Consider the following 13,680-nt stretch of genomic DNA (forward strand, 5'->3'; position numbering starts at 1 on the left):
TTGGCAGGGGGGAGATGTGCGAAAGATCATCCCCCTGGGGGAGAGCGAAAAAGCGGGCTGGGCTATGCTCTCGGATCAGGGCATTCTGGTATCAGACGATCTCCGCAGCTGGGAGCCCAGAAACACGGGCTTTCCTGTAAAGACATTAAAACTTTATACAGATGGAAAAAAATCCTTTGCCCCCGGGATACAGGAAATCAAAGATCTTGAAGTGAATCCCCAGAACCCCGAGATCATGGTTGCGGCCCTGAAGAACGGCGTCTACCTCACCAGGAACGGGGGAAGGAACTGGGCGAGCCTTGGCATGCCCCCCTATAACACCAACGGCATTAAAGCTGTTGCGGCATTTTCCCTTGCCGGAGATCTCACGGTTTTCTGCTCCCACAGCGTGTATGGAATCTACTATATAAACCCCGATACCCGGGGGGCAAAATGGACAGAACTCAACGGGGGCCTCGAACAGCTTGAGACTACGGGCAACCCCGACGAAGTGGCGGATTTGGCCGTGGTGTTTCCGGATTTTCAGAGTACGGCAGGGGCGGGTCTCTATGCATCCCAGACTTTCAGGAGGAGAATCTACAAGCTCGACTGGGAAGCAAAACGTTTTGATCTGATCTGGTCAGACAACTCCGAATTCGGGACTGTGGATTCTTTGAGCCCCGGAAAAAACACCCTGCGCTTTGTCCGCGACGGCGGCATCTCGGAGTTAAGTTTTCCGGCGCCCGACAGAAGGACTCAGACCAGCCGACCTCCCCTCCCCAAAGAAAGAAAGGATTTGGCCGATTTCATAAAGACCATCCCGAAGAACCTTGAGCTTAGCCCCCTCTGCGCGGTTATTTGGGAAAACACCCGTGATGCCCCTGTCATCTCCCTTTCGGAACTGTGGCTCCTTGACGAGGGCCTTGCGGCGAACCCTCTCGCCGAGGAGGCTTCAGGCCGCGAGGGGCTCTACCTCCCGGTAAACCACGCCATGGAAAACCGCACCCTCAAGCCCTACTTTGACACCCTGAAGAATCGCAGCCTGGACATGGTGGTTATAGACATGAAGGATGATTACGGCAGGCTTCGTTTCACCCCCAGGGGCAAAGCCCTCGAAGGCTGGGGCCGTGTTTTTTGGCCTATCGATATAGACAGCTTATTGAAGGAAATGAAGGCCCGGAATATTTATACCATTGCGCGGGTAGTAGTCTTTAAAGATCCCGAGGCTGCCCGCAAGGCAGGGGGCAAATACGCGGTGTGGGACGCAAAAAACAACAAGCCCTGGGAAGGTTACAGCAATGCTGCGGACATCGAAGGCAGCCTTTATGACGAACGCTGGGTAGACCCCTACTCGGAAGAAATCTGGGATTACATTGCCCTGGTAGCAGAAGAACTGCACGACCGGGGCTTTGACGAAATCCAGTTCGATTATATACGCTTCCCCACAGACGGATTAAATCTCGGCGACGCCCAGTACCGCTGGCGCGATCCGGGCATGGACATGGACGCAGCAATACTGTCATTTTTGCAGCATGTCCGATCCAGGGTGAAGGCTCCTATTTCAGTTGACATATACGGGGCAAACGGCTGGTATCGCACCGGCGCCCGCACCGGCCAGGAAGTGGAACTCCTGGCGCCCTGGGTAGATGTGATCTGCCCCATGTACTACCCAAGCCATTTTGAGCAGGACTTCCTCGCCCAGGACCCGCCGGAAATGCGGCCCTACCGCATTTACTACCTGGGCACTCTCCGCACCCGCCGCATAGCCCGGGGAAAGATCATCGTCCGCCCCTGGCTTCAGGCCTTCTACCTCAACGTCTCCTACGACCGCAAATACTACGACCTCGACTATGTCCGCCGGCAGACCGAGGGCGTCCGGGACGCGGGCACAGGGGGCTTCACCTACTGGAACAATTCGGGCCGCTATGACGATATACCGGTGCCGTGACATCACCCTAAATCACTTGGCAAATAATGTCTTCCTTAGTATATTCTATCCATGACAGCTAATGAACTCCGTTCCAAGTACATAGAATTCTTCAAATCCAAAGGCCATGCCCAGATTCAGGGGAAATCCCTGCTTCCCGACAATGACCCGACAGTGCTTTTTACCACTGCCGGAATGCATCCCCTGGTGCCCTACCTCCTGGGCCAGGATCACCCTGCGGGGAAACGGCTCGTGGATTATCAGAAGGTCATACGCACCGGCGACATCGATTCCGTGGGCGATCCGAGCCACCTTACCTTTTTTGAAATGCTGGGAAACTGGTCTTTAGGGGATTATTTTAAGGAAGGGGCCATCAAGATGAGTTTCGAATTCCTTACCTCCAAAGAATGGCTGGGGATTCCCATTGAAAAGCTGGGGGTAACGGTTTTTAAAGGCGAGGGGGATGTGCCCCAGGACGACGAAAGCGCCGCTGTGTGGAAGTCCCTGGGTATCCCTGAGAACCGCATCGCCTACCTGCCCCGGGAGGACAACTGGTGGGGGCCTGCGGGTACCACCGGGCCCTGCGGCCCTGACTCCGAAATGTTCTACTACGTGGGGGATAAGCCCTGCGGACCCGACTGTAAGCCTGGCTGTTCCTGCGGCAAATGGCTCGAAATCTGGAACGACGTGTTCATGCAGTACAACAAGGATGCCGACGGCAAGTACATCCCCCTGGCCCGCAAATGCGTGGATACAGGCATGGGCATTGAACGCACCGTCACCATACTCAACGGCAAGTCTTCGGTATACGATACGGAAATTTTTGCCTCCATACGCGGCGCTATTGAAAAGGCGGCGGCCTACACCTATGGGAGCGACAGCGAAAAAGACAAGTCTGTGCGCATCATCTCCGACCACCTCAGGGCCTCGTCCTTTATCCTGGGTGATCCCAAAGCGGTGAGCCCTTCCAATGTAGGCGCGGGCTATGTGCTGCGGCGGCTCATCCGCCGGGCGGTGCGGCACGGGCGCAAGCTTGGAATTGGGGGCGAAACAGAGGGAACCGTGTTCCTTTCCCCCATTGCGCAGGTTTTAATCGATCAGATGAAGGGGCCCTATCCTGAACTTGAAGAAAACAGGGGCCGCATCATAGAAGAACTCGACAACGAGGAGAAGAAATTCCTCGAAACCCTGCTCAAGGGCGAGAAGGAGTATGAAAAACTGCTCCCCAACCTCCTCAAAGATCCCAAAAAGGTGATGAGCGGGCGGCTGGCTTTTAAACTGTACGACACCTATGGCTTCCCCATCGAACTTACCGAAGAACTGGCCGTTGAACACGGCATGACGGTGAACCGGGAGGAATTTGACGAAGCTTTTAAAAAACATCAGGAACTTTCCCGGGCGGGGAGCGAGCAGATCTTCAAGGGCGGGCTGCAGGATCATTCCGAGATTGCGACCAAGTACCATACGGCCACCCACCTGCTCCACAAAGCCCTGCGAACCGTCCTGGGGGATCAGGTGGCCCAGAAAGGGTCCAATATAACCGCCGAGCGCATGCGCTTTGACTTTTCCCATGGCGCTCCCATGACCCAGGAAGAGATCCGGAAGGTCGAAGACATGGTGAACGATGCCATAAAGCAGGATCTTCCCATCACCATGGAAGTGATGAGCCTGGACGAAGCCAAGGCTTCGGGGGCTATCGCCCTTTTCGGGGAAAAGTACGAAAGCCAGGTGAAGGTCTATACCATGGGCAGGTCGGCCACGGACTTCTATTCCAAGGAAGTCTGCGGGGGGCCCCATATGGAACGCACCGGGCTTTTGGGGAAATTCACCATCCAGAAAGAGCAGTCTTCCTCGGCGGGAGTGCGCCGTATCCGGGCGGTCCTGGAGTAAGCCCGGAGGGGGCTTGAACTGTTACATAAGCGGCGAAAATTTGTTATTATTACCGTAATGTGATATTTTCTATAAGTAGGAATGAATATGAAGAAAATTTGTATATCGATCTTTTTGGGCATCTTTTTGGCCGGGCTTCTCGCGGCCCAGTCTGACTTGCAGCCTGCCGCCATAGTAAGGCTGACCAAGAGCGAGCCCATCACGGTAAAGCAGTACCGCACCGAGCTTGAACGGTATGAAAAGCAGGCCGGCAGGGCCCTTGCGGCCACAGAAAAGCGGCAGGTGCTGGACATGATGATCAACGAAAGGCTGGCCATGCAGGCTGCCGAACGGGACAAAATCGCCATTACCGACAACGATGTGAACCAGCAGCTCACCCAGCTCAAGAACAACATGGCCCAATCCGTAGGCCGCCAGCCCACGGATACCGAATTCGGCCAGGCCATACGCAATGAAACGGGCTTGGAACTGCCTGCCTTTAGGGAGCAGCTTAAAAAACAGCTTCTTATCCAGAAATACCTTATGGAAAAGAAGAAGGATTCCTTCGCCAACATCAAGGTTCCCTCTGAAGACGAGATAAAGAACGCCTACAACCTGGCAAAAGCCCAGATGGTGAGGCCGGAAACAGTGCGTTTCTCCATGATCCAGGTAGCTTTTACCGATGCAGCCTCCAAAGCCAAGGCCAAGGACATTGCTGACAGGCTGGCCCGGGAAATCGGGACCAACCCCTCCAAATTTGACGAAAACCTGATTAAAAGCCAGACCCCTAGCGCGGATTTTAAGGCCGGCGACGGCGGATACCTCCCCAGGAATACCCAGGCCCAGCAGGTTGTGGGCCCCGACTTCATGAATATCGCCTTTACCCTTAAGCAGGGCGAGGTTTCCAGGGTAATTGAAGGGGCCAAGGGCTATCAGATAATCAAGATCACTGAAACCTATGAACAGAAAAACCTGGAACTGGAGGATATTTTCCAGCTCGGGACCAGGATGACCGTGAGGGACTATATAGGCAACAGCTTGCTCCAAGAAAGGGAACAATCCATCATCGCCAAAGCAACCCAAGAGCTGGTTACCGAACTCAGGACGGGGAATCCGTATCAGATTATCGAAGCCAATATCAACTTTTAGCCATGGCTTCACGGAGAAAAGGGCGTATTCTGGCCTTTCAGGCCCTCTATTCCTGGGATTTGGTCTATGGCCAAACAGGGAAGGCTCTTATCCCTGAGGGCTTATTGGACTTTGGCTGGCTGGAAAACGAGAAAAAAGACTCTCTTGATGAAGAAACCCTGGCTTTTTCCCGGCTTTTGGTAAGCGGGACTGTCGAGAATATCGCGGCCATAGATTCAATGATAAAAAAGCATCTCAAAAACTGGGATTTTTCCCGTGTCAGCAAGGTGGATTTAGCCCTTCTCAGGATGAGCGCCTATACCCTGATGTACCAGACCGAGACAGCGCCTTCCATAGTAATCAACGAGGCCATAGGGATTTCCAAGGAATTCGGAACCGATGATTCCTACCGTTTTATAAACGGCGTACTGGACGGCATACACAAAAACCCCGGCGCGTCTCCCAATGGCCAAGAAAACCCGGCAGTCTAAGGCCCGCTTAAGGCAGTTATTGTCCGGCAATCCACTAAAGCCTGTGGGGCTTGCGGGACTGATCCTTGCCCTTGTCTTTGCCTGGGCCCTGCTGTTCTATTCCGTAATCCGCGACAAAGGTGTTTACCCCGAAAATGCCCAGCAATCAGGCAGCACGTTTAGCCGCGATTTAGCCCGCTGCGATGCAGCTTTCCTCCAGGAAAGCCCCGAAGCCCTTGACCGTATGTTAAGCAGGCTTGAAAAACGGGCCAAAGGCCAGGAAGAGCGGCTTTCACTATTGAAACGCCGCCGGGATCTTGCCCGCCGGAACATACGGCGCGACCCCCGCTGGCTTGCTGGCTATGAAAAATCCGCCAGGGATGCCGCAACCGCCTTCCCCTACTCCGAGCCTATTGCCGCTATTGCCATAGAAGCTATACTCCTTGCCAATGATCACCCTGCGGGGGAAGCCCTTGCCCTCCTAAAGACCTTGTCCGGCAGGGTAACCCAGCCCCGTTTTGACACCCTGGTTTTGAGCCTCCTGGCACTTGGAGGGGATTTGGAAAGCCCCGCAAAAGCCATCGCGGTTCCCGGCATCGGGGCCCTTCTTGGCCTGGATCTCCCAGGGCTTCCTGCCCCGGTAACGCAGGATCTCCTTGTGGACAAGGCCCTCCTGGATATTTTGCGGGGCGAGGCAGCGGGAACGAGGCTTGCCAACCTCATCAGGGAAAACCCGGAGGATCGGAGGCTTTTGCGCATGGGGGCTGAATATTTTTACGATTACGGGAACCCCCTGAGGGCAGCCGAATTATTCGCTCGCCTTGGCGACGATGAAAGCCTTATCCGCGAGGCCGACGCCCTGGCCCTGGCAGGACTCGACTCCATACCCGCAGCCAGGAACATCTGGACGGCCCTGGGCGCTTCGGCAGGAACTTCACCGGGCGCAGGGCAAGCTTCTGCGGCGAAGTCCAGGGCTATACAATCCCGGAGCCTCTACAACCTTGCTGCCACTTCGCCTACCGAAAGAGAAGCCGCCGCTTGGCTGGAAAAATTCTTCACCGCCAGGTCTATGGGGAACATTGAAAACCCAGGGCCTAGGGAGAGTTTTTACGATCCCTACGACAGTGCAGGCATTTACGGCATTATCCGCTATACGAGGCTGCAGGACACAGCCCGCAGTATAGCCATACTCGAAGATGAAACCCTTGCGTCAAGCCCCCTGCTGGATCTGGAACTCCTCCGCCGCAGGCTGGAAACCTTGCCCAATAATCGTTCAGCCGCCGAGGTCTGGCTCCTTCTTGGCCGCCACCCCGGCGACGGAGACCTTTACCAGTGGGGCGCCTACTGGTTTGACCGCCAAAAGCTTTACACCGAAACCGCCCAGCTCCTCAAAATCGCGTCCAACAACTTCATCAGCGCCCCCTGGATGGACCTGCACCAGGGCCTATCATACCTCAGGCAGGAAAAAACCGGGGAGGCTGAAAAACTTTTTAAAGAGGCTCTTGCAAAAGGAAGCCGCGACTGGCGGGTGTCCGCCAATTTAGCCCGCATACAGGAAGGCCGCCGTTCCATTGCCGCAGCCCTCGAAAGCTACGAAAACGCCGCAGCCCTGGCCCCGGATCTTAAGGATGTCTCAAGGCTCCAGGTGCGCATAAGCCGCTGCCTCGAAGCCCTGGGCCAAAAAGAGGATGGCCGCCGTGCTTTGGAAAAGGCCCTGGAACTGGACCCGGATAATATCACAGCCCGGCATGAACTCAGGCGGATGGAAATATACTAAGAAGCATGCCAGTAAAAAAAGCCCGGCTTTCACCGGGCTTTAGGGGGCGCAGGGGCAGGTTTACTCGATGACTGCCAGAATATCCGCCATCTTGAGGATGAGGTACTCGTTCCCGTCGATCTTGACCTGGGTGCCGGCGTACTTGTCGTACATGACTTTCTGGCCGGCTTTGACCTTGATGACTTCTTTGTCATCCCCTACTTCAACTACTGTGCCCTGCTGGGTCTTTTCCTGGGCGGTGTCGGGAATAATGATACCGCCAGCGGTTTTCGCTTCGCTCTTTTCGAGTTTCACCATGACCCGGTCTGCTAAGGGTTTTACCTTCATATATACCTCCGTTGTACTATGATTAATTGAGTATCTGGTTATATAGAATATACATAAAATTGCCCCTAAAGGTCAAGAAAAAAATCAAAATTTTATGAAAAGACTGCACTGAAATGGCAAAACCGGGTTGAAGGAACATTGTTTTTGCTTTTGCTCGTGAAATGGGTCATTTTGATACAGTTTTTCCCCTGATTTTTTGAAAAGGGTCATAATGAAACTCTTTTTGAAACCTATCGATTTGTTGCAGGAACAGATGCCTCCCAAAGCCTGACAAAGGATGAACCAATATGTGTGTAATTCGTTACTATATAAGGAATTACTTGAAATTGGAAAATTTTCGAATGAAGCCATAAAAATGGACTGGCTTGGCATGGAAATTGCTAATATATAGGTGTAACAAAATATAGCAAGGAGCTTTGACGAATGACAAAACAAATGGCAAAAAAAACGGCTCGGGTTAAGAGGATCAATTCTGACGAAAATACTCTTTCTCTTTATTTAAAAGAGATTAGCCATATCCCTCTTTTGACCAGGGAAGAAGAGGACGAGGTTGCCAGGAAAGCTGCACAGGGCAGCATGGCTGCCAGGAACAAGCTGGTCAGCGCCAACCTCCGCTTTGTAGTCAATGTGGCAAAGAAATTCCAGGGCCAGGGCCTGCCCCTCCCGGATCTTATCAGTGAAGGCAATCTCGGACTTATGCACGCCATCGAGCGTTATGACGTTGACAAGGGCTATCACTTTATTTCCTATGCGGTCTGGTGGATACGCCAGTCCATATTTAAGGCTGTCCGCGAAAAATCCAGGATGATCAGGCTGCCCTCCAACAAGGCCAACGAAGTGATCCAGGTTGAAAGGGCCAGGGATAAGGTCCGGGGCAACCAGAGCCACGAAAGCGAGCTCAGGGAAATCGCCGGCATCCTCGACATGGATGCCAGCCATGTGGACGAGATCCTCAATATTTCCCGTGACATGGTGTCGCTCGATAACCCTGTGAGCATTGAAAATGACTCGGCTACCATTGGGGATTTCGTTGAAGACGACAAATACATAGCCCCCGAGGAGCACGCGGTAACAAGCGCCCTCCAGGGCGATATTGAGACCCTGCTGGGAAGCCTTAACCACAGGGAAGCGGAAGTCCTCCGTTTCCGCTACGGCTTGATGGAAGGCGGCCCCATGTCCCTTAAGGAAATCGGCGACCACTTCAACCTTACAAAAGAGCGGATACGCCAGATTGAAAACAACGCCATCACAAGGCTTCGGACCCCCTCCCGCCGGCGGGTGCTTGCAAACTATGTAGCCTAATGGCTTGCGGAAACCTTTGAGCGGTAGCGTTCCACTTCCCAATTGTTGATAAAATCAATCTTGTCTTTGGTCATAAAGAGCACGCCGCCGAAGCTCTCTGCATAGACTGCTACTTTGACTGCGTCGTTGAAAAGCTCCACTGCGGTAGCTGCTGTTTTTTCTGAATTGCCCAGGCCGAAAATGCCCAGCCCCTGTATGGCTGCGATTTTGGGCAGCCTGCCCGTCTTTTCAATATGGGCTTTCCAGGCTGATCCTAAAGCGGACACATCGCTCACAAAAAGGGGATCGCTTCCGGCATACACTATATGATCCGGGGTCAGGGCCGAGGAAACGGGCTTGAAGGCATCTTTATTCGCCAAAAGTTTTGCAAGTTCATTGTTGCGTTCAAAACGGACGAACCAGGGCAGGGCATCAGCGCCCTGGGGGTCCGATTTTTCTGCCAGCGAGAGAAGCTCCTTTCCCACCGACGCGGAACTGCCATAGGCAAGCTGCGTTCCGCCAAGGTCAGGATTCCGGATTATCTTGCCTTCCAGGGTATCCATGATTTTTGCATAGATAGCCTTGATACCCTCAGTGCTATCGGCGCCTACAAAAACCCCGTGGTTCTGGAGGAAAATAATCTCCGGCGCCTTGCCTTTGGCAGCCTTATAGGCGTCCATGGCTTCCTTCACTTTGAGGGAAAGTATGTAGCCCGGGTTGGTGATGGGTATCCAGACAGCCTCGCCGCCAAAGAGTTCCTTAACCGCTGCTTCGCCCTTTTGGGCGCAGCCAAGGCCGTTCACCAGGCTGGGGTGGGTATGCACCACATAGGCAAAGGGCAGGATGTCGTGGAGGAGAGTCTCCACGCTGGGCCGCTTGCTTTCTTCCCCTGGGCATTTGGCTGCCATCATGTCCGCCAGGACAGCGGACTCCCGCTGATCCGTGTCCTCGGGGTAATCCTTCTCCCAGATAGCTGCGAGCCTGGCCCTGTCCATCTTCACAAAATCTTCAGGCTTAATCACCGCAAGGCGCGTGCCCGAACCTTTTATGTAGAGATTGGCTGTATCTTTGAAGGAGGTATTGCCCCCGCCTGCTATAACATAATCAGTATCAGCCCCGTAGAAACGGGAAATGTCGGCTAATTCTTGTAAACCCATGATTGTCCCCTTGTGAAAATATCTTATACTTAACTATCAATTTATGCAACTTATCAGAAAATTTGCGTTTTTCTTGCAAATTCCTTTTGTTTCGCTTGCGTTTATTTTTTTAATGTGATATATTCATAAGCAGATATGGAATCTGGCGTAAGAGAAAGGATAATCATCGACTCTCTTCTGGAAAAAGGGGCTATTTCCGTAGCCGATCTGAGCCGGGATCTCGAAGTTTCGGAGGTTACCATACGCTCGGATCTGAATAGCCTCGAGAAAAAAGGCCTTTTGAACCGGGTCCACGGCGGCGCTGTCACAGCCCTCCACCCCCACATCCTTGAAAGGCAGAACCTCAGGATCGAAGAAAAGCACAACATAGCCCGGTCGGCAGCAGGTCTGGTGCAGTCAGGCGATACCATCATGGTAGAAGCCGGAACCACCCCTGCCCTCGTCTGCCGTTACCTGGGGGGCAAGCGGGACATCCACGTGATCACCAACTCGGTTCTGGCCTTCCAGGCTGCCAAAAACAACCCATCTCTTAAAATCACCCTGTGCGGGGGGGAATTCCGTAGCAGCACCGAATCCTTTGTGGGCCCCATTGCCGAAGAAACCATAGGCCGCTTCAATGTGCGCTTTGCCTTTGTGGGCACCGACGGTTTCAGTGCCCGCCAGGGTATCACCACCCATCTTCTCGAAGGTGGGGAAATTATCAAAGTGATGAAGACACGGGCGCTCAAAACCATACTCATCACGGACTCAACCAAATACGACCAGGCGGGGCCTGTTACCATCATGCCCCTTTCGGGCGTGGACGGGATCATCACCGATGCCGAGATGCCCCCCGAGGCAGCAGCGGAGATGAAGGAGGATTCTCGTATCCTCCAAATAGAAGAAGAAAAAGACGCCGCAGTTTTGCGGTATTGGTTTACCAAATAGTTTCATAGGAGACAATATGGCCCATGTTTTGATCATGCCCAGGCAGGGCAATACCGTTGAATCCTGCATCATCGGTGAATGGAAGGTAAAAGAGGGGGATACGGTCCAGGCCGATACCCCGGTCTGCGTAGTGGAAACCGACAAGGCAACTTTTGAAGTCCCCTCGGGCGCTTCAGGCACAGTGCTCAAGATATTCCACAGCCAGGGCGACGATGTACCGGTACTCCAGCCTATTATGGTGGTGGGGAACCCCGGCGAGAATTGGGAAGCGGCGGTCCCCGGCGGTGCCTCGGCTGCGAGCGCGGCTCAAGCAGCACCGGCGGCGGCCTCTGGCGCAACCTCAGCGGCACTTGCCGTCTCTGTCCCAGCCGTTGAGGCAGTACAAGCCCCGGCGCCCCAGACGGAGGGTCATTTGGCCGCGTCCCCCAGGGCGAAAAAACTGGCTGACGCTGAAGCGGTTGATATACGCACCCTCGGCGGTTCAGGCCCCGGCGGGCGCATCATTGAGGTTGACGTGGCTGCAGCGCTTGCGGCAAGGCCACCCCTCACGGAAGCTGCAAAGGACGAACTGAGGAAGCGCATTGCTGTGGGCCTTCCTGCGGGTACTGCCGGCCAGGGTACGGGCATTGGCGGCAGGTTCACACTCGGCGATCTTGCTTCCGGCGGGGCAGGTTCAGGAGCGGTTGTCGGAACATCTCCACCGGCTGCGTCTTCCGCTGCGCCTGCTCCGGGCGGATTCACCGATATACCCATTAAGGGCATACGAAAAGTCATCGCGGATCAGATGATGAATTCTCACACCAACACTGCGGCCTTTACACTTAATACTTCTGCATCAGTAGTAAACCTGCAAAAACTTCGGGCGAGGTTTAAGGCAAGCGATCCTGAACTGGGGCTCAGCAAAATTACCCTTAACGATTTGGTCCTGTTTGCGGCATCCAGGGTACTGCCTCTTTACACGTATATGAATGCCCACAGGCTCGACGGAGTGGTGAGAGCGTATAACGATGTGCAGCTCGGCGTGGCAGTTTCTACACCCAGGGGCCTCATGGTTCCAGTTATGAGGAACGCTGACAAACTGTCGCTTGTTCAAATCTCCCAGAAGGCAAGGGAGCTTGCGGAAGCATGCAGAAGCGGTTCTATTTCTCCGGACGATCTTCACGGTTCAACCTTTACGGTAACCAATTTGGGGAACACCGGGATTGAAAGTTTTTCACCGGTTATCAATATTCCCGAAGTGGCCATCATGGGGGTCTGCGGCATATCGCCCAAGGCCGCCGAGACTTCACCGGGAGTGTATGAGATACTTCCCCATCTGGGGCTTTCCCTCACCATCGATCACGCGGTAGTAGATGGCGCCCCTGCGGCGGAATTCCTCAAGGCTTTTGCCGGGGCTATCCGGGATATCGACATTTGGGTCGCAAAGTAAGGTAAGGAAGGATAAATATGTACGATGTAATTATTATCGGCGGCGGCCCAGGGGGGTATCTTGCGGCTGAACGCCTGGGACACAGGGGCAAATCAGTGCTGCTGGTCGAAAAACAGCATCTGGGCGGAACCTGCCTCAACGTGGGCTGCATACCCACCAAGACTCTTCTCAATTCGGCGAAACATTATCTCCATGCCCAGGAGGCTGAACAGTTCGGCGTCCATGTTTCAGGGGTCAGTTTCAATATGAGTGAGATGATGGCCTGGAAAGAAAAAGTAGTAGAAACACTACGTTCAGGCGTGGCCTCCCAAATGAAACGTTGTAAGGTTGAAGTTGTCAACGGCATAGGCGTTCTCCAGGTAAAGGGAGCTTCGCGGGGTGTTACGGTAGACGGGAAGCTTTATGAAGCAAAGGCTGTGCTTATCGCGGCAGGTTCCGTACCCGCAGTGCCGCCCATTCCCGGTTCAAGGGATAATCCCAAGGTGCTTGATTCCACAGGCCTGCTTTCGGTAAAGGAAGCCCCTGCAAAACTCTGCGTCATAGGCGGCGGGGTCATAGGCATGGAATTTGCCAGTCTTTTCAGCACATTGGGCAGCAAGGTTTCGGTAATAGAAATGCTGGAGGAAATTATTCCCCCCATGGATAAGGATCATGCCCCCTTAATGAGGCGTTCACTTAAGAACACCGAATTCCATTTAGGCTGCAAAGTTACCCGCATCGAAGGGGGCACGGTGTTCTATACCACCAAGGAAGGAAAAGAAGAATCTTCCGCCGCAGATATAGTGTTAATGGCCGTGGGCCGCAGGGCGGAGACCGCATCTTGGGGTGCCAAGGAAGCGGGCATCGACGTTACGCCCAAAGGTGTAAGCGTAGACGACAAAATGCGCACCAATGTTCCCGGCGTATGGGCGGCAGGCGATGTGAATGGCAGAAGCATGCTGGCCCATTCTGCTTACCGCATGGCGGAAGTTGCCGTGAACGATATCTGTGCATTCCTCGAAGGAACTAACAGTAACGATGCTATGCGTTACAATGCTATACCCTGGGCGGTGTACAGTATTCCTGAAGCCGCTGGCGTGGGCATGACCGAGCAGGAAGCCGCTGCCAAGGGCATTGCGATAAAAAAAGCGACAGCCCCCATGGTAATTTCAGGCCGCTTTATTGCCGAAAACGGCGTCAAGGCGCCGGGCGCAGTAAAAGTAATAGCCGAGGCAAGCACCAATAGAATACTGGGCATTCACGTTCTTGGGCCATATGCCTCGGAAATGATCTGGGGTGCTGCGGCTCTTATCGAAAATGAAATGCGGATCGCCGATGTAAAGGAAATGATCTTTCCCCATCCTTCTGTCTGCGAAGTTATACGTGAAGCAATTTGGAATATATAAGCATAAATACAATTAAGGTTATTA

At 53.8% G+C, this 13,680-nt stretch carries 11 protein-coding genes; 9 read left to right on the forward strand and 2 right to left on the reverse strand.

All coding sequences use genetic code 11. The features are described 5' to 3' along the window. Positions 1 to 16: 16 nt before the first annotated feature. The 5 genes from TREAZ_RS11945 to TREAZ_RS11965 all read left to right on the forward strand — a co-directional run bounded on the left by TREAZ_RS11945 (position 17) and on the right by TREAZ_RS11965 (position 7,150). On the forward strand, positions 17 to 1,927 hold the full coding sequence (locus TREAZ_RS11945; protein ID WP_052297682.1) for a putative glycoside hydrolase: 1,911 nt from the start codon (positions 17 to 19) through the stop codon (positions 1,925 to 1,927). 51 nt (positions 1,928 to 1,978) lie between these two features. Next, positions 1,979 to 3,796 (forward strand): alanine--tRNA ligase, encoded by a 1,818-nt coding sequence (locus TREAZ_RS11950; protein WP_015712123.1) that lies wholly within the window; start codon positions 1,979 to 1,981, stop codon positions 3,794 to 3,796. 87 nt (positions 3,797 to 3,883) lie between these two features. Beyond that, entirely contained in the window at positions 3,884 to 4,924 is a 1,041-nt protein-coding gene (locus TREAZ_RS11955) for a peptidyl-prolyl cis-trans isomerase (protein ID WP_015712124.1), read from the forward strand. Positions 4,925 to 4,926: 2 nt separating this feature from the next. After that, complete coding sequence (gene nusB / locus TREAZ_RS11960) at positions 4,927 to 5,394, forward strand: transcription antitermination factor NusB (RefSeq protein WP_015712125.1); 468 nt, start codon at positions 4,927 to 4,929, stop codon at positions 5,392 to 5,394. Continuing rightward, a complete protein-coding gene (locus TREAZ_RS11965; RefSeq protein WP_148257806.1) occupies positions 5,369 to 7,150 on the forward strand; it encodes a tetratricopeptide repeat protein in 1,782 nt (593 codons plus the stop codon). Before nusB ends, TREAZ_RS11965 begins: the two co-directional genes overlap by 26 nt. Positions 7,151 to 7,210: 60 nt before the next feature. Here the strand turns inward: TREAZ_RS11965 and TREAZ_RS11970 are convergent, their stop codons facing one another. Beyond that, positions 7,211 to 7,477, reverse strand: a complete 267-nt coding sequence (locus TREAZ_RS11970; RefSeq protein ID WP_015712127.1) for a co-chaperone GroES — start codon at positions 7,475 to 7,477, stop codon at positions 7,211 to 7,213. A gap of 423 nt (positions 7,478 to 7,900) precedes the next feature. On the opposite strand from TREAZ_RS11970, the gene TREAZ_RS11975 reads away from it, so the two are divergent. Then, positions 7,901 to 8,779, forward strand: coding sequence for a sigma-70 family RNA polymerase sigma factor (locus TREAZ_RS11975; protein ID WP_015712130.1), 879 nt, complete (start codon positions 7,901 to 7,903; stop codon positions 8,777 to 8,779). Here TREAZ_RS11975 and TREAZ_RS11980 read toward each other — a convergent pair. After that, entirely contained in the window at positions 8,776 to 9,915 is a 1,140-nt protein-coding gene (locus TREAZ_RS11980; RefSeq protein ID WP_015712131.1) for a class II aldolase/adducin family protein, read from the reverse strand. The two genes, TREAZ_RS11975 and TREAZ_RS11980, sit on opposite strands and share 4 nt — an antisense overlap. A 135-nt stretch (positions 9,916 to 10,050) precedes the next feature. Here TREAZ_RS11980 and TREAZ_RS11985 point away from each other — a divergent pair, with 135 nt between their 5' ends. The 3 genes from TREAZ_RS11985 to lpdA are packed head-to-tail and all read left to right on the forward strand — an operon-like array spanning position 10,051 to position 13,656. Beyond that, positions 10,051 to 10,842: a DeoR/GlpR family DNA-binding transcription regulator gene (locus tag TREAZ_RS11985; protein ID WP_015712132.1), complete on the forward strand. Its 792-nt coding sequence runs from the start codon at positions 10,051 to 10,053 to the stop codon at positions 10,840 to 10,842. A gap of 16 nt (positions 10,843 to 10,858) precedes the next feature. After that, positions 10,859 to 12,271: a dihydrolipoamide acetyltransferase family protein gene (locus tag TREAZ_RS18625; protein WP_015712133.1), complete on the forward strand. Its 1,413-nt coding sequence runs from the start codon at positions 10,859 to 10,861 to the stop codon at positions 12,269 to 12,271. Between the two features lie 17 nt (positions 12,272 to 12,288). After that, positions 12,289 to 13,656, forward strand: coding sequence for a dihydrolipoyl dehydrogenase (gene lpdA / locus TREAZ_RS11995; protein ID WP_015712134.1), 1,368 nt, complete (start codon positions 12,289 to 12,291; stop codon positions 13,654 to 13,656). Positions 13,657 to 13,680 lie beyond the last annotated feature (24 nt).

The organism is Leadbettera azotonutricia ZAS-9 (genome assembly GCF_000214355.1).
Lineage (GTDB): Bacteria > Spirochaetota > Spirochaetia > Treponematales > Breznakiellaceae > Leadbettera > Leadbettera azotonutricia.